Annotated in this window: 17 protein-coding genes; 4 read left to right on the top strand and 13 right to left on the bottom strand. The window is 74.1% G+C overall.

Annotated features, from left to right (window positions below; all coding sequences use genetic code 11):
• Positions 1 to 68: 68 nt before the first annotated feature.
• The gene (locus tag K7640_RS10605) at positions 69 to 947 is read right to left on the bottom strand and encodes a S1C family serine protease (RefSeq protein WP_222954585.1); all 879 of its coding nucleotides are present in this window, start codon (positions 945 to 947) and stop codon (positions 69 to 71) included.
• 168 nt (positions 948 to 1,115) lie between these two features.
• Between K7640_RS10605 and K7640_RS10600 the strand changes: the two genes are divergently transcribed.
• A complete protein-coding gene (locus tag K7640_RS10600; RefSeq protein WP_222954584.1) occupies positions 1,116 to 1,643 on the top strand; it encodes a DUF6244 family protein in 528 nt (175 codons plus the stop codon).
• 12 nt (positions 1,644 to 1,655) lie between these two features.
• On the opposite strand, the gene K7640_RS10595 is transcribed toward K7640_RS10600, so the two are convergent.
• The 6 genes from K7640_RS10595 to K7640_RS10570 all read right to left on the bottom strand — a co-directional run bounded on the left by K7640_RS10595 (position 1,656) and on the right by K7640_RS10570 (position 11,622).
• Entirely contained in the window at positions 1,656 to 2,744 is a 1,089-nt protein-coding gene (locus K7640_RS10595) for a hypothetical protein (RefSeq protein ID WP_222954583.1), read from the bottom strand.
• Positions 2,745 to 2,815: 71 nt separating this feature from the next.
• A complete protein-coding gene (locus K7640_RS30575; RefSeq protein ID WP_222954582.1) occupies positions 2,816 to 7,180 on the bottom strand; it encodes a VWD domain-containing protein in 4,365 nt (1,454 codons plus the stop codon).
• A gap of 196 nt (positions 7,181 to 7,376) precedes the next feature.
• Entirely contained in the window at positions 7,377 to 8,237 is an 861-nt protein-coding gene (locus tag K7640_RS10585; RefSeq protein WP_222954581.1) for an SRPBCC family protein, read from the bottom strand.
• Positions 8,230 to 8,790: a helix-turn-helix domain-containing protein gene (locus K7640_RS10580; protein ID WP_222954580.1), complete on the bottom strand. Its 561-nt coding sequence runs from the start codon at positions 8,788 to 8,790 to the stop codon at positions 8,230 to 8,232. Before K7640_RS10580 ends, K7640_RS10585 begins: the two co-directional genes overlap by 8 nt.
• A 94-nt stretch (positions 8,791 to 8,884) precedes the next feature.
• Positions 8,885 to 10,228: a class I SAM-dependent methyltransferase gene (locus K7640_RS10575; protein WP_222954579.1), complete on the bottom strand. Its 1,344-nt coding sequence runs from the start codon at positions 10,226 to 10,228 to the stop codon at positions 8,885 to 8,887.
• Entirely contained in the window at positions 10,225 to 11,622 is a 1,398-nt protein-coding gene (locus K7640_RS10570; RefSeq protein ID WP_222954578.1) for an FAD-binding oxidoreductase, read from the bottom strand. The genes K7640_RS10575 and K7640_RS10570 overlap by 4 nt, the downstream gene beginning before the upstream one ends.
• Before the next feature lie 131 nt (positions 11,623 to 11,753).
• Between K7640_RS10570 and K7640_RS10565 the strand changes: the two genes are divergently transcribed.
• Both K7640_RS10565 and K7640_RS10560 read left to right on the top strand, forming a co-directional pair.
• On the top strand, positions 11,754 to 12,038 hold the full coding sequence (locus K7640_RS10565; protein ID WP_222954577.1) for a DUF427 domain-containing protein: 285 nt from the start codon (positions 11,754 to 11,756) through the stop codon (positions 12,036 to 12,038).
• Positions 12,039 to 12,118: 80 nt separating this feature from the next.
• Positions 12,119 to 12,874, top strand: a complete 756-nt coding sequence (locus tag K7640_RS10560; protein ID WP_222954576.1) for an RICIN domain-containing protein — start codon at positions 12,119 to 12,121, stop codon at positions 12,872 to 12,874.
• 13 nt (positions 12,875 to 12,887) lie between these two features.
• Here the strand turns inward: K7640_RS10560 and K7640_RS10555 are convergent, their stop codons facing one another.
• Positions 12,888 to 14,189 carry an MFS transporter gene (locus K7640_RS10555; protein ID WP_222954575.1) on the bottom strand — a complete coding sequence of 434 codons (1,302 nt, stop codon included), beginning with the start codon at positions 14,187 to 14,189 and terminating at the stop codon, positions 12,888 to 12,890.
• 53 nt (positions 14,190 to 14,242) lie between these two features.
• Between K7640_RS10555 and K7640_RS10550 the strand changes: the two genes are divergently transcribed.
• Complete coding sequence (locus K7640_RS10550) at positions 14,243 to 15,238, top strand: GlxA family transcriptional regulator (RefSeq protein WP_222954574.1); 996 nt, start codon at positions 14,243 to 14,245, stop codon at positions 15,236 to 15,238.
• Between the two features lie 255 nt (positions 15,239 to 15,493).
• On the opposite strand, the gene K7640_RS10545 is transcribed toward K7640_RS10550, so the two are convergent.
• The 5 genes from K7640_RS10545 to K7640_RS10525 all read right to left on the bottom strand — a co-directional run bounded on the left by K7640_RS10545 (position 15,494) and on the right by K7640_RS10525 (position 21,325).
• Positions 15,494 to 15,979 carry a hypothetical protein gene (locus K7640_RS10545; protein WP_255608596.1) on the bottom strand — a complete coding sequence of 162 codons (486 nt, stop codon included), beginning with the start codon at positions 15,977 to 15,979 and terminating at the stop codon, positions 15,494 to 15,496.
• A 146-nt stretch (positions 15,980 to 16,125) separates the two neighbouring features.
• A complete protein-coding gene (locus K7640_RS10540; RefSeq protein ID WP_222954573.1) occupies positions 16,126 to 18,078 on the bottom strand; it encodes a VWA domain-containing protein in 1,953 nt (650 codons plus the stop codon).
• Between the two features lie 3 nt (positions 18,079 to 18,081).
• Entirely contained in the window at positions 18,082 to 19,653 is a 1,572-nt protein-coding gene (locus K7640_RS10535) for a magnesium chelatase (RefSeq protein ID WP_222954572.1), read from the bottom strand.
• A 50-nt stretch (positions 19,654 to 19,703) separates the two neighbouring features.
• The gene (locus tag K7640_RS10530; RefSeq protein ID WP_222954571.1) at positions 19,704 to 20,096 is read right to left on the bottom strand and encodes a hypothetical protein; all 393 of its coding nucleotides are present in this window, start codon (positions 20,094 to 20,096) and stop codon (positions 19,704 to 19,706) included.
• A 164-nt stretch (positions 20,097 to 20,260) separates the two neighbouring features.
• Entirely contained in the window at positions 20,261 to 21,325 is a 1,065-nt protein-coding gene (locus tag K7640_RS10525) for a hypothetical protein (protein ID WP_222954570.1), read from the bottom strand.
• Between the last annotated feature and the right edge of the window lie 111 nt (positions 21,326 to 21,436).

The raw sequence follows: 21,436 nt of genomic DNA, 5'->3' as shown, positions 1-21,436 counted from the left end.
GCCATTACCCACCCGGCTCGCGTTTTGCACCTGCCGCGGTGTGGAAGGACGGGCCCCACGACCGCCAGTCACCCTTCGAGGCGGGTGACCACCGTACGCACCGTGTCGATCGGGAGGGCGAAGCCCAGGCCGATGCTGCCGCTGTCCTGCCCGCTGGTGGCGATGGCGACGTTGATCCCCACCACCCGCCCGGCGGTGTCCACCAGCGCACCGCCGGAGTTCCCGTGGTTGATGGCCGCGTCGGTCTGCACCAGGCCGGACATCTCGTCCACGGTCCGGTCCAGCGCGGAGACGATGCCCGAGGTCACCGTGCCCTGCAGGCCGAGTGGGCTGCCGAACGCCAACACCTGGTCGCCGACCCGCAGGGTGGCGTCGCTGCCCAGCGTCGCCGGGGTCAGCCCGGACAGGCCCGACGCGCGCAACAGCGCGATGTCCTCCCGGCTGTCCCGGCCGACGACGGTGGCCGCGGCGGTACGGCCGTCGGAAAGCTCGACGGTGACCTGGCCGCCGGAGGAGACGACGTGCGCGTTGGTGAGGATCAGCCCGTCCCGGTCGAGGACCACCCCGGAGCCGAGGGTGGCGGAACCACCGTCGGTCACCTGCACGGTGACGATGCTCGGCGACACCGAGGCGACCACCCCGGAGAGCGAGTCGACGCTGGCGACGGCGTTCGTGGCGGGGGTGACGCGGACGGCCGTACCGTCGCCGGCCAGGCGCTCCGCGACCAGCGCGCCGGACGCCCCGCTGCCCAGCGCGAGCGCGAGGGCCACCCCCGCCGCGGCCAGTCGGCGGCGCCGACGCGGCGGCACCGCCGCGGTCGTGGTGCCGTCCGGCGGCGGCGGCTCGTCCGGCCGGGCGGCAGACGGCGGAACCGGCTCCGGCGCGCCCCACGGGAGGTCGGGCCCCACGGGCTCGGTGGGCGTGGGGCGAATCAACGTGTCAGGCATGGCTCCTCCTCGAATCCGGCGACAGGTGAACCGTCGCTCGTTTCACTGGAGCCCGCTTGTGCGCTTCCTGTGGGAATGCCGTGCGTCGGTCCGCCGCCTGGTGGGGCCGGCGCCGCCCCGGTAGGTTCGACGGCATCCTCACCCTCGTCGATCAGGAAGCCGGCTCCCGTGTCGCACATCGAGCAGATCACCGGTGAACTGCGGGCGCTGACCGCCGGCGTGGAACGCGCGCAGGGCCTCGTCGGCGCCGCCGACAAGCAGGCCCAGCAGGTCGCGCTGCGGGCCGCCGGCGCCGGCTTCGCGGCGGTCGCCGCCGGCGTGGTCCGGGTACGCGGGGCGATCGGCGAGGTCCAGGGCGGGCTCGGCGGGCTCGCCACCTCCCTCAACGAGGCGACCAGGGGCACCGCGACCGTGCCGCAGCGGGCCACCCCGCAGGAGACGATCGCCGGGCTGGCCCCGGTGCGGCAGGCCGTCGACGCCGCGCGGCAGGCGACCGCCCGGTCCATCGCCCAGGTCGGCGAGGTGCAGCAACTCGCCCGTACGGTGCTGCTCGGCGGCGAGCCGGGGCCGTTGCTGGCGGCGCTGGAGAGCGTCAAGCAGGTGCTCACGCTGGTGGTGCAGCGGACCACCGGCGCCCGGCAGGCCGTGGAGGCGGCCATCGCCGAGGCCCGCCACCTCGGCGCCGCAGGCGAATGAGCCCGCGCGCGGTCACCCCACCGGGCCGCCCCGCCCCAGCAGGCCGGCCAGGTCCGCCCGGCCCCGCGCCAGCGCCTGCGGCCCGGGTCGTGGCGCGGCCCACCATTGGCTGAGGTCACGCGCCACGATCAGGTCCGCCGGGCCGGTGGGGCGGTCCAGCCAGCGCTCACCCGGCACGAGCGACCGCCAGGCGCGGGCGATCAACTGGGCGCCGAAGGCGTCGAGCGGGCGATGCTCCTCGATCTCGCGCTGGCTGGCGCCGGTGGGATCGGTCAGCAGGTCCGGCTGCTCGTGGCCGAGCTTCAGCTCGGCACCGAGACCGACCAGGCCACGGCTGCGCCGGACGAAGCCGTACCGGGACCAGGGCGCGCATGCCTCCAGGGCCGCCAGGGCCCGCGCCACGTCGACCTCCCCGGGCGGGCGGGTCGCGGCGAGCGGACCGACCGCGAAGGCCAGGTGACCCTCGTCGGGCAGGAAGGCGACGGCACGGAACCGGCCGTGCTCCCGTACGACGATGCCGGCGCCCTCCCGGCTCGACGCCGCCAGGGCCACCGGTAGCAGGTCGGCGACCAGGTCTGGTCCGGCGGTGGCCCACGGGACCGTACCGACCGTCACCGTCGCCCGCGCCCAGTCGTCCACGGCCAGCCAGGACAGCGCCGCGCGTACGGCGTCGCGCAGCGCCCCCGGCGACGCCCGCCAACTCGGCAGGTCCGCCGGGGTGTGGGTCGCCGGGAGCACCACCCGGCACTCCAGCAGGTCACTGTCGAGTTCGAACGACGGTGCGCCCACCGGGTACGGGACGAACACGCCGCCGACTCCCGCCGAGGTCAGCCGCACGGCGAGTGGTTCCAGGAGCGGCCGGGCGTCCTCTCCGTCGACGACGGCGAGGCAGATGCCGTCGGGCGTGACCACGACCTCCGCCACCAGCGGCAGCGCCTCCGCGTGCTCGGTCGCCTCGGCCAGGGTCTGCTCGACAAGTTCCCGGATCCGGGGCACCAGGGCCACCTCGGGCCCCACGCCGGCCAGCCGCACCACGATTCCCGGCTCGATCCGGTCGTCGTCGAACCAGGCGTCCCAGAGCGCGTTGTCGATCGTGGTCACCGCCGCCGCCTTCCTGGTCGTTCCGGTCCTGGGGCCCCGGGGCGGCGGGTCGGCCACCCCGGGGCGTGACCCTAGACGGTCGCCAGCGCGATCCGGTACGGGCCGGTGAGGTTGAGGTACGGCGTCACCACGAGCCGGTAGGTGCCCGGGGCGAGGCTCGCGGTGCGGTCGTCCGAACAGGTACCACTCTTCAGGACCGTCCCGGCGGAATCGACGACCTGCCAGTTCAGCCCGGTGTAGACGCTCTGCGAGGGGCAGCTCTGGACATCGACGTTGACGGCCTTGGCGGTGGTCAGGGTGAACCGGTACTCGTCCCGGGACGCCTTGGTCTCCAGATTGCCCGCGCCCACCGCCGGCACCCCGTTGGAGATGGTCACCGGCAACGCCACGTCGAAGACCTGCGGCGCCGGCACCACGAACGCGTGCAGCGTGTACGCACCGGTGACCCCGCTACCCGGCGTCACCACCAGCCGGTACGTCCCCGCCGGCAGATTGTCCGCCTGCCCGTCCGAACACAGGCTGCTCGACTTCACCGTGGCACCCGTCGGGCCGACCACCTTCCAGTCGAGGTAGTCCAGCACCGATGACGTCGGGCAGGTCTGCGGGTCCACGTAGATCGACTGCCCGGCCGCCACCGTGAACCGGAACTCGTCCCGCGACGCCTTCGTCTCCAGCACGCCCGCGCCCGGCCCCGGCACGTTCGTCGACACCGACAACGGCAACGACACGTCGAACACCTGCGGCGCCGGCACGACGAACAGCTCCAGCGAGTAGGTACCCGTCCGGTCCCACATCGGCGTCACCACCAGCCGGTACGTCCCCGCCGCCAGGCCGTCGACCTGGAGGTCGGAGCACGCGCCGGAGTTGACCGACCGGCCCGCGGCGTCGACCAGGCTCCAGGCCAGGTAGTAGCCCCCCACGCAGTTCTGGATGTCGACGTACACCGACTGGCCGGCGGTCACGCTGAACCGGTACTCGTCCTGGGACAGGGTCGTCTCCAGGTTGCCCGCCCCGGCGGCGGGCACCCCGTTCGACACCGCCGCCGGCAGGGTCACGTCGAACACCTGCGGGGCCGGCACCGCCGTCAACCCGATCTTGTACGCGCCGGTGAGGCCGTAGGCGGGGCTGACCACGAACCGGTAGGCGCCCGGGGCCAGTGGCACGGTCCGCTCGTGTCCGCAGAACCCGGTGTCCACCGTCGTCCCGGCGGAGTTGACGACCTGCCAGTTCAGGCCGGTGTACGCGCCGCCCGAGGGGCAGGTCTGCGGGTTGACGTCGATCGTGCCGGCGCTGGCCAGCGTGAGCCGGTATTCGTCCCGGGACGCCTTCGTCTCCAGGTTGCCCGCCCCGACCGCCGGCACCCCGTTCGAGATGGTCACCGGCAGCGCCACGTCGAACACCTGCGGCGCCGGCACCACGAACGCCTGGAGGGTGTACTTCCCGATCAGACCGCTGTCCGGGGACACCACCAGCCGGTAGGTGCCCGCCGGCAGGTTGTCGATCTGCTCGTCCGAACACAGCATCCTCGACAGCACCGTGGCACCCGTCGGGCCGATCAGCTCCCAGCTCAGATAGCTCAGCGGCGACGAGGTCGGGCAGGTCACCGGGTCCACGTAGATCGACTGCCCGGCCGCCACCGTGAACCGGAACTCGTCCCGCGACGCCTTCGTCTCCAGCACGCCCGCACCCGGTCCCGGCACGTTCTCCGCCACCGACAACGGCAACGACACGTCGAACACCTGCGCCGCCGGCACCGCGAACACCGACAACGAATACGTGCCCGTCCGGTCGAACATCGGCGTCACCACCAACCGGTACGTCCCCGCCGGCAGGTTCTCCACCTCGTCGTCACCGCAGGCGTACGAGCCGACGGTCCGACCGTCGGCGGCGACGATCTGCCAGCTCAGGTAGTAGGTCGCCGGGCAGGACTGGACGTCCACGAAGACCGACTGGCCGGCGGCCACGGTGAAGCGGTACTCGTCCACGGAGACCGGCGTCTCGAGGTTGCCGGCGCCGGTGCCCGGCGAGCCGTTCGAGACCGAGAAGGGCAGCGTGACGTCGAAGCGCTGCGGCGCGATCACCGGAAACGCCAGCGACACGTTGTCGATGCCGAAGCCCTCCCCGGCAAGACCGTCCACCCCGCTGGCGGAGAAGACCGCCTCCAGTTGCGAGGCGGAGTGGGTGAGCGGGACCTGGAAGCGGTACACGGCATACGGTTTGCCGTTCGCCAGTGTCCCGGTGCGCACCGGCGGCGTGCTGGCGTCGACGGTCTTGCGCCAAACCTCGGTCCGGTCCACCTGCAACGCCATCGTCTCCGCCGAGCCGTCGGCCGCCCAGTCGCCGACCGCGACCACGTCGAAGCTGAGCGTGCCGGTCACGTGCCCGGGAATCGTCTGCACGTAGAACCGGTAGGTCCCCCGCCCGGTGTACGGGCCGGCGAAGGAACCGGCCGCGGGGTCCCGGGTCAACTGGGCCGGATAGAAGTTGTTGGGCACGGTCGCCGCCTCGTAGTCGACGGTGAGCTTGCCCTGGGCGTCCGGCCGCACGCCGGAGTAGTCGACCGCGATCTCCTGACGCTCGGCCGCCATCGCCGCGAACTCGTTGTTGTCGGTGAGCGCCAGGTCGACCAGGCAGGCGTCGAACTGCGGGCCGGGAGCGACGCCGTGGGTGGTGCAGACCTCCGTACCCAGGGCGATCTCGGACGGGGTCAGGCTGTTCACCGTCACGATCTGGTGCGGGAAGGTCTTGTCGGTGAAGGTGCCGGTGCTCTCCCCCGGTCCGTAGGTGAACAGCGAGGTGGCGTCGGTGATCCGCCACGAGTCGGCGTACGCGCCGTGGATCGTCGACGGGGAGGTGTCCGCCGGCAGCCGGGTGCCGTCGCGCAGCCGCAGGTCGTCGGCGGGGTCACCGTTGGCGTCGCCGAGCAGGCCACGCAGGTCCGACTGGGCCGAGCGGGGGAAGTAGAGGCCGACCCGGGGCGACCCCGGTCCGGGCTGCCAGGAGAAGATCGGCCGCTCCCCGGCGCCGGGCCAGATGACGTAGTAGGTGTCCGTGAACAGGCCCTTCTTGGTGTGCACCACGGCGGCGTTCGCGTGCAGGTCGAGCAGCGAGTTCTCGGGCAGGTCCACGACCGCCCCGTCGACCAGCAGCCGGCCGTCCTGGGTCAACTCCACCCGGTGCCCGTTGACCTCCATCGCCGCCCGGTCGAACGCGGACCAGTTGCTCATCGGCTTGAAGCGGGTCTGGATGTCCATGTCGTAGCGCTCCGAGACGGCCAGGTCGAACTCGCCGGCGGACTGGAACGAGGTGTACCGGCCGTCGACCGTCACCAGGTGCGGGTCCCCGTAGCCGTTCGTGCTGCCGGCCAGCGCCCGGAGGAAATCGTGCGCGAACTGCACGTTCGCCTCGATGTGGCTGATCGCCAGGTTCATGAAGACCCGGGTGAGCGCGTCCGTGCCGGTCCAGAACGCCTCGTTGAGCGCCCACAGCGCGGCGAGGCCCTCGGCGGTCACGCACAGCCAGGAGCACTGGTCGGCCACCGAGGCCGCCGGGTCCAGCGGCGTGGGCTGCGGCAGCGGCCGGGCCTGCGGGAACGGGATGACGTTCGGCGGGGCCTCGGGCTCGCTCTCCCCGTCGCCGTTGGTGTTGCCCGGCAGCGGGATCACGTGCGGCGGGTCGTGCGCCTCCTCGCCCTCGTTGCCGACGTCCTGCTCGTCCTTGGACCCGTCCTCGCAGCGGGTCTTGCGCATGGTGTCGATCTGGAGCACGCCGGGCAGGTTGGGCGCCATCGCCGCGTAGTAGCTGTAGATGCGGCGCGCCCCGGAGCGGCAGACGCCGGACGCCAGCTCGAAGGTGTCCGCGTACTTGCCCCAGTTGTCGAGGATCGTGCCGGGCACGACGTCGGCCATCGGCAACGCCTTGAGCTTGGCGACGTACCGGGCGACATCGCCGGGTGCGGCGGCGAACCGCCCCGTCGCCGAGGACCGCGCCTCGATGACGTGCATCCTCGGCGTCGCCGCGTCCGGTTCGTAGTAGAGGATGTCCGCCCGGTCCGAGGGCGAGCCGACCTCCACCTCCCACTGGACCTTGGGCGTCACCCCGGTCCCGACGAGCGCCGGTTCGAGCTTCTCGTTCAGGTACGCCACGGCGCGGGCCTGGGCGATGTATTCCAGGCCGCGTCCGTTACCACCGCACTCCCGGGACACATAGATCCGCCCGGCCGGGCGGCCGAGCAGGCAGGTCGGGCCGGGCTTGAGCCGACCCCGGGTCCGGAGCAGGACCTTGTTGACGCAGCGCAGGCCGACGGCGGTGGTGACGTCGGTGCTGTTGGGCGTGCAGGGATCGCCCGGTTTGGCGGCCGCCGGCGCGGCGGCCGGTGCGAACGCGGCAGCCGCCGCGGGCGCGGGCACCGTCTGGACGCCCACGACCAGGGACAAGCTGACCAGGGCAGCAAGGACTGAGCGAGCTATTGACATGTATTCCCCCGTGATCGCCGGTAGTGACATCGAAGCTGATCGTCACTGTGCAGCGAGCGGAGTCTATGTCAGGTGGCACGCTCGCACCAGACCGTCCAGAGTGGAGCGCGCCTCCCCGCCGGTCAGGGCGGGGAGGCGCGGACGGGGCAGGCGCCGGTCAGGCGGGGGCCTCCGACGGCATCTCCACGTCGAGCCAGATCGGCTGCCAGTCCGCCACCTCGTGGAAGCGCCGCAGCTCGTGCAGCCCGGAGACCGTGCCGCTCCACGCCCCGTACGGCGGGTTGGCGTCGTCGAAGCCGCTCTGCACGAAGGTCAGCCTGGTCTGTCCGCCAGACTCGGCCAGCTCCCAGGTGGTGACGCCGGTCGGTCCCCAGTCGACGGCGATCCTGCGGCCCGGCTCCAGGTCGACCACCTTGGCCGCGTAGCCCGCGTCGAAGCCACCCATGGCGTACCGGCCGCCGACCCAGGGCTCGATGCCGATCGGGTGGCCGAACCAGGCGCTGGCCTGCTCCGAGTCGGTGAGCGACGTCCATACCTTGTCGGTGGGCGCGCCGATGAGCAGCTCGCCGCGCAGGTCGGCGGAGGTGAAGTCGGTCCGCGGCAGCAGCTGCTGCCCCTCCAGGTGGGCGGCGAGGTTGGCCAGCGACAGCGACCACCAGGTTTGCAGGACGCCCCGGATGGTGGTGCCGGCGAGCGCGTCGGCGAAGCTCCAGTGCGACTGGGTGAGGGTGAGGACGGTGGCGTCCGGCCCGTCCGGGGCCAGGGTCAGCTCGCTGGTGGTCTCCACCCCGTCGAGCAGCCAGGCGAAGCGCAGCGTGTGCGCGTCGACGTGCAGCGGGCGCTGGTGCGGGGCGTCGCCCTCGGGCGTGTAGCGGCCCCAGAACTCGTACCGGTCGGGCAGCGCCACCTCGGCGTGCTCGGCGAACCAGACGCGCAGCTCGGCGGGGTCGGTCAGCGCCCGCCGGACGGCCTCGACGGGCGCGGCCAGGCGTACGCGGATGGTCAGCAGGTCACTCATGTGCTTCGCCCTTCGGATAGCAGGCCACGGCGAGCTTGAAGGCGTCGCCTTCGGCGCCCCCGTAGCGACTGAACAGGTCCCGCAGCGTGGACTGCAGGTCGTGCAGGAATTCCTGCCGGCGCTCGGCCGGCACCCGGATCTCGCCGGAGACGCCGATGGAGGGCAGCTCCGGGGCGGACCGGTCGAGTGCGGCGACGTCGGCCTGGACCTCCTCCATCAGGTCCAGCAGGTGGCCGAGGCTCAGCTCGTCGCGCACCCGGCGCAGCCCGCCGATGCGGCCGACCAGCCGGGGCGACAGCCAGTACGACCGGGCGGCGGCCTGCCAGATGCCCTCGTTGATCCCGCGCACCCTGCGGGTGGCGACCTGCTCGACGAGGCCGGCCGCGGCGAGCTGCTTGACGTGGTAGTAGACCCGCTGCGGGGTCTGGTCCAGCCGGGCGGCGACCTCGGTGCAGGTGCGCGGCTCGGCCAGCTGCCGCAGCACGTCGACGCGGTGCGGCTTGAGCAGGGTCTCGGCCTGCTCGATCTGCTCCAGGTACAGGACGTCTCTCATGGCAAAAACAAGTTTGTACGTACAAAATCTTCTTGTCAATAGGGTCGACGAAAGGCCGCGCGGGCCGCGCGGCCTTTCGTGACGCCGGGTGGGGTCAGGGCGTCCAGTCCGGGCGCAGCGGGTAGGACGACTCGCCGTCCGGCCCGGTGCGGGTGGCCAGCACCTGGTGCAACTGAATGCCGTTGCGCTCGAACGCCAGCCGCGACCCGGCCATGTAGAGCCCCCATACCCGGGCGGTGCCCACGCCGACCTCCGAGACGCAGAAGTCCCAGTGCTCGACCAGGTTCCGGCACCAGGCGGCCAGCGTCAGCGCGTAGTGCTGGCGCAGGTTCTCCTCGTGGTGCACCTCCAGCCCGGCGTCGTGGATCTCACCGATCAGCCGCCCCGGACCGGCCAGCTCGCCGTCCGGGAAGACGTACCGGTCGATGAACGCGCCGGAGCGGTGCGGGGCCCGGTTGTCGGCCCGGGTGATGCAGTGGTTGAGCAGCCGCCCGTCCGGGCGCAGCCGCTCCCGCAACGCCCGGAAGTAGGACGGGTAGTTGCGCACCCCGATGTGCTCGGTCAACCCGATCGAGGAGACCGCGTCGAACTGCTCGCGCGGCGCGTCCCGGTAGTCCAGGTGCCGCACCTCGGCCAGCTCGGTCAGCCCCTCCCGTTCGATCGCCGCCTGCGCCCACTGCGCCTGCGCCTTCGACAGGGTCACCCCGACCGCCCTGACGCCGTATTCTCGGGCCACGTGTCGGACCATGCCGCCCCAGCCGCAGCCCACGTCGAGCAGCCGCATCCCCGGCTTGAGCGCCAATTTGTTCGCCACCAGGTCGTACTTGGCCGCCTGGGCCTGCTCCAACGTGTCGCCCGGCGTGTGGAACACCGCGCAGGTGTACGTCATCGACGGCCCGAGCACCTTCTCGTAGAAGGCGTTCGACACGTCGTAGTGGTGCGAGATGACCGCGCTGTCCCGGCTCTTCGAGTGCCGCAGCCCGCCCATCACCCGCCGCCAGCGCGGCAGCGCCTCCTGCGGCGGGGGCGGCGGCGGCAGCAGCCGCTCCCAGCCCAGCCCGCGGACCAGGGCCAGCCCCTCGGCCACCGACGGCAGCCGGAGCGGCAGGTCGTCCTTGAGCACCCGCAGCGCCTCGTACGGGTCGCCCGGGTGCACCCCGTCCAACCCCAGGTCACCACTGACGTACGCCCGCGCCATGCCCAGGTCACCCGGGGCGGTGAGCAGGTACGACAGGCCCCGCTCGGTGCGGATGGACAGGGTGATCCCGGCGTCGGCCGGCCCGACGGCGCTGCCGTCGTACGCGGTGATCCGCACCGGCAGGGTGCCGGTGGTGACCGCCCGGACCACGTCCGCCACGGTCGTTCCGCCCCGCCGGCCCCCCGGCGGCGGTGTCGAGGGCGTGCTCGCCGCCCCCTGAGTTCGGTCGGTCAGGCTCATTTCCGTGCTACCGCCTTCTCGTACAGTCCGGTCAGCCGGTGTTCCGGGTCGTAGCGGTCCCGCACGGCGCGCCACACCGCGCCGCCGTAGAGCCGGTCGAACGTTTCCCGGTCGTAGTACGCGTCCGAGTAGAGCGACTTGTGCCCACCCGTCTCGGACACCGCCCGCTCGATGGAGCGGTTGACGTCGCCGTCCGCCGCCGCCCCGGCGATCGGCACACTCCCCCAGAACCCGATGTTCACATACGTTTCGCCCGGTTGGAGGGGATACAGCGGCCAGGCCCGGGCGGAACCCGGACCGGCCGGCTCGCGCAGCCGCAGCGGGCACAGCCACACCGGCGTCATCCCCACCTCGCGGGCGAACCAGCGCAGGAAGCCGGCCGTCTCGGCCAGCGGGATCTCCACGTCCTGCACCACCCGCTCCCGGGCCGGCCGGCCCCGCCACCGGTCCACCCGGGCGGCCACCTGGTGGCGGTGCTCGAGACGGACCAGCCGGTGGTAGAAGTCGCTGCGCCGGTAGCGCTGCGGCCAGAGCCGACGGACCACCGGATGCTGCACCCCGAACGCCGCCGAGCACCAGAACCAGTCGGTGTCCCAGCGCCACAGGTAGTCGTACGCGGTGAGGGCGTCCCGGGTGCGCCGGCGCAACGACCGGTAGTAGATGTCCTGCCCGGTGTAGTCGCTGGGCCGCTCGGCCTCGTCGGTGAACGTGCCCAGCACCAGGTATGCCTCGCCGGGGCTGAACATCACCCCGTCCATCGCGTCGACCGGCTCGCCCGCCCAGGCGCCCTTCTCGACCACCTCCGCGATCGCGTCGGTGAGCTCCTCCAGCCGGGTGAACCGGATGTTGCGCAGGCTCACGTATCGCCGGACGGGTTGCAGCTCGATGCGCAGCCGGGTGGCGTAGCCGAGGCTGCCCAGCGAGTTGGGGAACGCGCGGAACAGCTCGGCGTGCTCGCCGACCGGCCGGGCCGTGACGATCTCACCGGCACCGGTGAGCACGTCCAGCTCGGTCACCGACTCGTGCGGCAGGCCGTTGCGGAACGAGGTGGACTCGATGCCCAGCCCGGTCACCGCCCCGCCCAGGGTGATGGTGCGCAGTTGCGGCACGACCAGCGGCATCAGGCCGTGCGGCAGGGTCGCGTCGACCAGGTCCTCATAGGTGCACATGCCCTGCACGTCGGCCGTGCCGGCCCGCGGGTCCACGCCGAGCACCCCGGTCAGGCCGCTGACGTCCAACCCCGGGGTGCGCGGGGTGGACCTGGGGCGGAACAGGTTGGAGGTGCGTTTGGCCAGCCGTACGGGCTCGCCGGCGGGCACCGCGGCGTACGACCGTCGCAGCGTGTCCACCGCCTGATCATGGTCAACCGGATGATCCACACGCTCAGCGCGCATGAGATCACATTACGCCATGATCGGCCCGACGGGGGGACGTCCACGGTGGCCGTTTCGCGTCCGCCGAGCGTTGTTGGCGGCGTTCCCGCCAGCGGTGGCCGGCGGGCGGCGCCGGGCATAGCGTGGAGGGCATGCCGAAAGCTGTGTGGAACGACCTGGTGATCGCCGAGAGCGACGACACGGTGCTGGTCGAGGGCAACCACTACTTCCCCCGCGCCACGCTGCGCGAGGACGTGCTCCGGGGCTCCGACACGCACACGGTCTGCCCCTGGAAGGGCACCGCCTCCTACTACACGCTGGAACACGAGGGCCACCGCAGCGCCGACGCGGTCTGGTACTACCCGGAGCCGAAGCCGGACGCCGAGATGGTCCGGGACCGGGTGGCCTTCTGGAAGGACGTCACGGTCGTCGACTGACCGGGCCGGCCGGTTGACGGTGGGTGACCGCACGGGGCGGCGATTGGCCCCGGGACGGCGGTGTGCGTCAGGATGCCCCCATGGCCGTCTCCGATGACCGCAACGACCCGGCCGGCACCGTCTACGGCGCCGCCCGCCGCCGTCCTGGCCTGCCCGGCCTGCCCCGGGACCCGCTGCTGCGGGCCGCGCTGGCGATCGGCGTGATCGGCGTACTCCTCGGGGCCTTCTTCGCCTCCGGCGCGCTCGGCGGTGGCGGCGACGAGCCGGTGATCCCGGCCGCCGCGGCCACCCCGCAGCCGGCGGCCCAGGAGTCGTCGGCGGGCGCCGAGACGACCGAGGAGGCCGTGCCCACGGCCGAGCCGTCACCCACCCCCGAGGCCAGCACCGCGCCTCCGCCGCCGCCCGCCCCGGCCGGGCCGCCGACCGGCCCCCAGGTGTTCCGGGCGGCGACCTCCGGGCTCTGCGTGGGCGTGGCCGGCGGCGACCCGGAGGGCGCCGACGCGATGCTTGTCGACTGCACCGGCGGCCCCGAGCAGCAGTGGGTGGCCACCCCGGTCGACGGCGAGGTGGTCACCCTGACCAACGCCGCCAGCGGCAAGTGCCTCGACCTGGACGGCGGCAGCGGCGACGACGGCGCGGTGCTGCAGCAGTGGTCCTGCCACGGCCAGCCCAACCAGCAGTGGCGGGTGGTCGCCATCGGCACCGGACCGGTGCTGCTCACCCCGGTACACAGCGGCAAGTGCGTGAAGGTGCGCGACAACGCCACCACCGCCGGGGCGGTCCTGGAGCAGTCCACCTGCACCGCCACCGCCGAGCAGCAGTGGACCCTGGGCTGACGGCCGCCGGCGGTCAGCCCCGGTAGCTCCAGGCGCGGCGGCCGGCGGCCACCGGCGCCGGCGGGACGGGCGGGAGCACCGCGCCCCGCCGGCGCAGCAGCAGGGAGAGCCCGGCCGCGCCGATCGACAGCGCGCCGGCCACGTACCAGGCCAGGGCGTAGTCGCCGAGCCGGTCGCGGACCAGGCCCGCGCCGGTCGCGGCGATCGCCGCGCCGAACTGGTGGGCGGCGAACACCCAGCCGAAGACCACCGCGCCGGAGGCGCCGAAGTATTCCCGGCACAGCGCCACGGTGGGTGGCACGGTGGCCACCCAGTCCAGGCCGTAGAAGACGATGAAGACCAGCATGCTGGGCTCGGCGGTGCCGGCGAACAGGCTCGGCAGCACCAGCAGCGACCCGCCGCGCAGCGCGTAGTAGACGCCGAGCAGCAGCCGGCCGTCCACCCGGTCGGTGAGCCAGCCGGAGAGCAGCGCCCCGGCGATGTCGAAGAGCCCGACCAGGGCCAGCAGCCCGGCCGCGGTGGTCTCCGCCATGCCGTGGTCGTGGGCGGCCGGCACGAAGTGGGTGCCGACCAGCCCGTTGGTGGTCGCGCCGCAGATGGCGAAGCCGCCGGCCAGCAGCCAGAACGGCCGGGTCCGGGCCGCCGCGGCCAGCGCGCCGACCGCCCGGGCCGCCGCTCCGCCGGTGGCCGGTGGCGGCGGGACGACCTCGGTGCCGCCGTAGGGCGGCAGGCCCAGATCCGCCGGGTGCTCCCGCAGCAGCCAGGCCGCCAGGGGTACGACGGCCAGCGCCGCCCCGGCCACGACCAGCGCCGCCGTGCGCCAGCCGTGGTCGCGTACCAGCACGGCGAGCAGCGGCAGGAAGACCAGTTGCCCGGCCGCGCCACCCGCGGTCAGCACCCCGGTGACCAGCCCGCGCCGCTTGATGAACCAGCGGCCGGTGACGGTCGCCACGAACGCCAGCGCCATCGAGCCGGTGCCCAGCCCGACCAGCACGCCCCAGCACATGACGAGCTGCCAGCTCGCGCTCATGAACACGGTCAGCCCGCTGCCGAGGGCGACCAGCAGCAGCGCGGCGGCCACCACCCGGCGGATGCCGAACCGGTCCATCAGCGCGGCGGCGAACGGGGCGGTCAGCCCGTACAGCAGGAGGTTCACCGAGACGGCGGCGGAGATGGTGGCCAGCGGCCAGCCGAACTCGGCGTGCAGCGGGTGCAGCAGCACGCTGGGGGTGGCGCGGAAGCCGGCCGCGCCGACCAGCGCCACGAAGGCGACGGCGGCGACGTACCAGGCCGGATGGAGGCGGTGTCGGATCACGTTGTCGAGTCTGCGGGGCCGGCGGGCCGCCGACGAGTGGCCGGAAAGCCATCATGCGCAATAATCGGGCCATGACCATCGCTCGGCACCGGGTCGCGGTGCTCGCCGTCGACGACGTGGTGGGCCTGGACCTCGGCACCCCCGCCCAGGTCTTCGGCACCGCCCGCACCGACCAGGGCACCTCGCTCTACTCCGTCACCGCCTGCACCCCCGGCGGCCGGCCGGTCCGCAGCACCGCCGGCTTCCAGGTCCTCCCCGACCACGGGCTGGAGCTGCTGGAGTCCGCCGACACCGTCGTCGTCCCCGGCATCCACGCCGGCCCGCCGCTGACCGACGGCACCGTCGAACCGGCCGTCGCCGAGGCGCTGCGGGCCGCCCACCGGCGGGGCGTACGGATCATGTCCATCTGCACCGGCGCGTTCGTCCTCGCCGCCGCCGGCCTGCTCGACGGCCGCCCGGCCACCACCCACTGGGCGTACGCGAGCCGGTTCCGCCGCCTGCACCCCGGCGTCGACCTCGACCCCGACGTGCTCTTCATCGACGACAGCCCGGTGCTCACCTCCGCCGGGGTGGCCGCCGGGATCGACCTGTGCCTGCACGTCATCCGGACCGACCACGGCAGCGAGGTGGCCAACCGGTCGGCCCGGCGCTGCGTGGTGCCACCCTGGCGGGACGGCGGCCAGGCCCAGTACATCGAACGGCCGATCCCGCCGAAGGCGCGCAACGGCACCGGCGCCACCCGGGACTGGGCCCGCCAACGGCTGCACGAGCCGGTCGCGCTGCGCGACCTGGCGGCGCACGCCGGGATGAGCGTCCGCACCTTCACCCGGCACTTCCGCTCCGAGACCGGCCTCAGCCCGGCGCAGTGGCTGGCCCAGCAGCGCGCCGACCACGCCCGGCTGCTGCTGGAGACCACCGACCTGAGCGTGGACCAGATCGCCCACCGGTCCGGCTTCGGCACCGCCGCCGCCCTGCGCCAGCAACTCCAGCTGCGCATCGGCGTCTCCCCGTCCGCCTACCGCCGCACCTTCCGCCGCGTCCCCACCTGACCCGCGCCCCACGCCTCGGGCCCGAGGCGCGGGCCCCCGGGCACGGGCCCCGGGCACGGGCCGCGCGCCTCGGGCCCGGGTTGGCCCGGTGTGCGGCAGAACGGGCCATCCCCGCCCCAGGAAGGCCCAGCTTGCGACAACGCGGGCACCTCCGCCCCGGGAAGGCCCGAGGCGCGGCAAGGCGGGGCATCCCCGCCTCAGGAAGGCCCGACGTGCGGCAGGCAGCGCCGTCCGCCGTCGCTCTGGACGGCGGGGTCAGGCCGGGTGGGGGTGGTGGCGCAGGGCGCGCAGCTGGGCCAGGTGCATCGGCAGGTGCACCCGGGTGTGCAGGTCCAGCACTCGGCCCCAGGGCAGCGACTCGTCCACGTCCAGGTCGAAGCCCTCCCGCAGCACGGTGTCCACCGGGGTTTCCGCCGCCGGGCCGAGCCGGTCAGCCAGCGCGCAGAGTTTCTGGCTGGTGGCCCGCAGCAGGGCGGCCAGCCCGTCCAGGCCACCGCACTCGGCGACCAGCGCGTCGAGCTGCGGCCGGTGGATGGTCTCCAGGTCGTAGTACGCGAACGGCGACCCGGCCAGCACCGCCTCGGTGGCCTCGCTCATCAGCTCGTCGTTGGCGGCCAGGTGCGCCACGATCTGATCGGCGCTCAACCCGCCCTCCTCGGGCGCCCCGAACCCGCCCCCGTCCAGCTCGGCGAGCACCTCCCCGTACGCCCGCCGCAACTGACCACCGTCCACCCCGTCCATCCCCCCACTCAACCCCGCCCGCCCTCGCCGATCATGGAGTTATGGCGCCTGGTTCATCCGGATGAGTGGCTTTTGCCCAGTGCCACAAGTCCATGATCGGCGGGGGCGAGGGGGGGGTGGGGGTGGGGGTGGGGGTGGGGGCGGGGTCAGGGGCGGCCGTGGCGGGCGCGGAGGTAGTCGGCCACGACGTACTCGCCCAGGTCGTCGGGGTCGGGGGTGAACATCCGGCCGTTGGAGCGGCGGGCCACCGCGTCGACGAAGCGGCGCAGGCCGGGGTCGTCACCGAGCATGAACAGGTTGATCGTGGCGCCGTACCGGGTCAGCCGGTCCACCTCGTGGATGGTCGCCTCGATCGTCTCCGGCAGCGGCGGCCAGTGGAAGTACGCCTCGCCGTCCTCCGGGTCGAGGTGGGCGGTGGGCTCACCGTCGGTCACCACCAGCACCACCGGCTCGGCGCCCGGGTGCCGGCGCAGGTGCCGGCCGGCCAGCCGCAGCGCGTGCTGGAGGTTGGTGCCCTGCTCCAGCTCCGGCTCGACCGCCGCCAGTTCCTGCTGGGTCAGCGCCGCCGCCTCCCGCCCGAACCCCACGATCTGCAACGCGTCCTGCGGGAACCGGGTCGCCACCAGGTGCGACAACGCCAGCGCCGTCTGCTTCATCGGGCCCCACCGGCCCTGCGAGATCATCGAGTACGACAGGTCGACGCAGAGCGCCACCGCCGCCGAGGCCCGCCGCTCGGTCTCCACCACCTCGAAGTCCTCGACCGCCAGCCGCACCGGCACCGAGGGGCCGGCCCGGCGGACCGCCCGGGTCAGCGTGCGCACCACGTCCAGCGGCTGCTCGTCGCCGTACTCCCACTGCCGCGACGCCCCGCTCACCTCGCCCGCCGCGCCGGCCGAGCGCAGGTCGTGCTGCCCGCGCGGGCCGGCCGTCAGGTCCGCGAAGACCCGGCGCAGCGCGGTGGCGGCGAGCCGGCGCAGCGCCTTCGGGCTGAGCGTCAACCCGTCCGCGTCCCGGCTCACCCAGCCCTGCCGGCGCAGCTCCCGCTCCAGCTCCCGCAGCCGGCGTACGTCGTCGGCGGCCTCCCGGCCCAGCGTTCGGGCCACCGCGTCGACGTCCACGTCGTCCAGCGTCGCCCCCGGCTGGTCCTGGTCGAGCCCGTCCAGCAGCTCGTCCAGCTCGGCGATCTCGTCCAGCGCCCCGGTCGCCTCCCCGTAGCCGAGCGGCCGGTCGCCACGGACCCGCTCGCCGCGCTGCCAGTTCAGGTCGGGGCGCAACGCCCGCAGGTGGTCGTCGAGCCGGGACAGTTCCCCGGCCAGCCGGTCGCCGAGCGACTGTTGCATCAGCCCGGCCAGCTCCTCGCGCTGCCGGTCCGACAGCGAACGCATCAGCCGTTCACCGGCCGCGGCCCGGCGGGCCAGCACGTCGACCAGCTCGTCGACGTCCTTCGGCCGCTCCGGGAAGAACTCCCCGTGCCGGCGCATGAACTCGGCGAACGCGTCGGTGGTGTCCTCGCTGCGGGCGTGCCGGGCCAGCAGGTCGTTCAGGTCGCGCATCATCTCGGCGAGCTGCCGCTGCACCGCCGGGTCGCTGGCCACCCGGGCCGCGTCCCGCAGCCCGGCGAAGCGCTGCTCCAGCACGTCGCCGCGCAGCCCGTCGAGGATCCGCTGGTACGTCTGCCGCGCCGGCTCGCTGGCCCACTCGTACCCGGCCAGCTCCTGGACCGCCCGGGCGGTGGAGCGGGGCAGGTTGTCCAGCACCGCCTCGGCGAACCGGGCGTCGTCGTCAGCCCGCTCGCGCAGCGCGTCCCGCTCGGCGGCGAGGGCCTGGTCCAGCAGGGCCTGAGAGCGGGTCACCGCCCCGTCCAGGTCGCCCCGGCGCAGCGCCTCCCGCCGCAGCCGCCGGGCCCGGGCGGCCAGCTCGTCCAGGCCACCCCGCCCCCGCGGGCCACGCCGCAGCAGGTCGCGCAGCGCCTCCCGGAGGCTGCCGCCAGCCAGCACCTCCGCGCCGACCGCGTCCACCGCCGCCCGCACGTCGTACGGCGGGGCGAGCGGGTCGGGGCCACCCCGCCACTGCCCGTACCGGAACCGGTTGCCGGCCATCGCCTAGCCCCGGCCGCCGTAGACGGTCCGGCCGGACTCGGTGACGTCCTTGCCGAGCCGGCGGGTCAGGTGCAACCCCTCCAGCACGAACTCGATCCCCGCCGCCGCCTGCGCCGGGCTGGGCGCGTCGCCCAGGCCGAGCCGGTCGAGGGCCTTGGCCAGCCCCGGCACGGTGCCGACCTGCCGCAGCAGCTCCGCCGACGGCACCAGCTCACCGGTCTCGATCAACCCGCCCTCGGCCACCAGCGCGGTGAACCCGGACAGGTCCAGCCCGGCCAGCCGGGCCCGGAAGGTCTCCGCGGTGGCGGTACGCAGCAGGTGGGCCAGGATCTCCGTCTCCCGCCCCTCCTCACCGCTCTCGAACTCCACCTTGCCCCGCAGCGTCGACGTCACCGACACCGCGTCCCCCACCCGCGCCACCGGCTCCTCCGGCCCGGTAAGGAGGGTGCCCTTGTTAACGCTTTCCGTTGTATAGGGGCCCCCGCTTAACACCTCACCCGAGCCGCCGTCGGCAGAGGCGGCACCAGCGGCGGCAGCGCCCGCGGCGGCGCCCGCGCCGGCGGAGGCGGCGAGCAGACCGGCGCGGCGCAACGCGGTCGCCGCGACCGTCTCGGCGGCGGCGATGGCGAACCGGGCCGAGACGCCCGAGCGCGGGTCCACCGACGGCGACTCGCGCACCGCCCGGGCGAACCGGGCGAGCACCTCCAGCACGTGCTCCGGCACCTCGGCGACCAGGTCGGCCTCCTGCCGGATCAGGGCCAGCTCCATGCCCAGCTCCACCGGGTAGTGGGTACGGATCTCCGCCCCGAACCGGTCCTTGAGCGGGGTGATGATCCGGCCCCGGTTGGTGTAGTCCTCCGGGTTGGCGCTGGCCACCAGGAGCAGGTCCAGCGGCAGCCGCAGCTGGTAGCCGCGAACCTGGATGTCCCGCTCCTCCAGCACGTTGAGCAGCGCCACCTGGATGCGTTCGGCCAGGTCGGGCAGCTCGTTGACGGCGAAGATGCCCCGATTCGTGCGCGGCACCAGCCCGAAGTGAATGGTCTCCGGGTCGCCCAGGGTGCGCCCCTCGGCGAGCCGGATCGGGTCCACGTCGCCGATCAGGTCACCGACGCTGGTGTCCGGGGTGGCCAGCTTCTCGCCGTAGCGCATCGACCGGTGCAGCCAGCCGATCGGCAGGTCGTCGCCGGCCTCGGCGACCAGGGCCCGGGACGCCGGGGTGAGCGGGTGCAGCGGGTGCTCGTTGAGCACCGAGCCGGGAAGCACCGGGGTCCACTCGTCCAGCAGCGCGCCCAGCGACCGGATCAGCCGGGTCTTGCCCTGGCCGCGCTCGCCGAGCAGCACCATGTCGTGGCCGGCGAGCAGGGCCCGCTCGACCTCCGGCAGCACGGTGTCCTCGTATCCGACGATGCCGGGGAAGCGCTCCTGCCCGGTGCGCATCCGGGCCAGGAGGTTGTCGCGGAGTTCCTGCTTGACGGTGCGGTAGCGGTGTCCGGCCGCGCGCAGCGCGCCGAGCGTGCCCGGCAGGTCGGCGGGCGGGACCGGAATTGCCTGGTTGGGCGCAGTCACCCGACTCACGCTAGCGCGCTGCGGCCACCCCCGCCGAGCCCGCGTGCGCCGCCCCCTGATCAGGGCCGCACGCGGCGGAGCAGGAAAACGGTGGCGGCGACGAGCAGGAGCGCGACCACCAGGAACGGCCACGGACTCCATGCCTGCACGCAGGAGGTCCGGGTGGCCGTGGTCTCGCACACCCACCCCGGCCCCGCCCGGTTCAGCCAGGCCAGATAGCCGGGGGCGGCGGCCAGACCACCCACCACCGCGACGGCCGAACGGTTCCGCGCCGCCCTGAGCAGGACCCCCGCCCCCGCGAGCACGCCGCCCACGAGCAGTAGCACCGGCCCGATCGTGAGGATCGCCGCGAGACCGAGGCCGAGCAGGGCGCCCACGGCCGCCCACCAGGCGTACGCCCAGCGCGCCGGGCGGGACCCGGAGCGCGGTGCCGGGACGGGTTCGGTCGTCACCGGAGCCTCCCGGGTGCTCGCCGGCCCGCAAGCCGAAGATCGCTTTCCATCCCGTTGCCTCCTCTCCGGCCACGGAGCCGTCCCGGTACGGCCCATCCTGCCGAGAACGGGACCGGTCGTCGACGAGCTCAGCCATCTCGTCCATCAGGGTGCGCCAATGGGAGTCAACCCCGGCCGCACCGCCGGCAGCCGCCCCGCCGGCGCAGGTGGTACGCCAGTGCCGCCGCCCCCAGCGCCGGACCCCAGAACGGCCAGAGCAGCATCGGCGCCTCGGCCGCGCTGAAGTCCTCGGTGAGCCGCCAGAACTGCGGGGCGCTCAACAGCGCCAGCGCCGCCCCGGTCACCGACAGCGCGACAAGCGTGGCGGGGACCACCGCGACCGCCACCGGCACCCGCCGACCGGCCAACCCGGGCAGCCAGCGCGGGAACCGCTCCCCCCAGGGCCGGACCAGACCCACGGTGAGCACCGCCCCGACGGTGGCGAAGGCGCCCAACCCGGCGCCGGCCCAGACCAGCCCGGTCTCCCGCATCTCGGCCAGGAAGTCGGCGCCGATGCCGAGCGGGATCCCGGCGAGCCAGGCGAAGCGGGTGGCCGCGTACACCAGCGGGATCAGCGCCGCGGTCCACGCCGCCCAGCGGCCCCACCGGGCCGCCGCGGCCGGCTCGGTCCAGCCGCCCGCCGCGCCGCCCCGGCCGCAGGCCAGGCAGGCCGCGGTGGTCCGCCGCCGCCAGACGAGCAGCGCCCCGGCCAGCAGCACCCCGCCGGCCAGGGCGGCGACCCGGGCGAACAGCGCCCAGGTGAACAGCGCGGAGTAGTCGACCGGCGGCCAGCCGAAGGGGGCGCCGAGCAGCAGCATCGGGGCGTACCCGAGCATCATCAGCACCCGCACGTCCGGCACCACCACGGCCAGGAACGCGGCCAGCGTCCAGCCGTACCCGAGCACCAGGGCGCGCAGCGGGCCGCGCACCGGCGCGGCGCCGGTCGCCACCAGGGCGACGACCGCGCCGAGCAGCAGCAGCCCGGCGAAGACCGGCGGCCCGGCCGGCACCGGGACCAGCCGCAGCAGGTTGGCGCCGTCACCGTACGGGTCGTTGGCGCCGAACGGGTAGCCGGCGCCGGTGAGCGTGCCCACCAGGGCGAGCAGGCCCCACCCGGCGAGCCAGGCGGCGGCCAGCGGCGGGACGAGGTCGAGCCGGCGGCGGACGGGAACAAGGTCGGTGGTGTCCATGGCTCCAGCGTCGGCCGGCGGGCGGTGACTCTCCTCCCGCGCCGGGAGCAGCCCGGTCCCCCGGCCGGGGGACCGGCGGGGCGAGATCCGAGAGGCGCTCCGGATACGCCG

Origin of the sequence: Micromonospora sp. PLK6-60, from assembly GCF_019890675.1 — a bacterium.
Lineage (GTDB): Bacteria > Actinomycetota > Actinomycetes > Mycobacteriales > Micromonosporaceae > Micromonospora.
The sequence above is the reverse complement of the archived record's forward strand: the minus strand, read 5'-3'. Positions and strand labels throughout refer to the sequence as shown.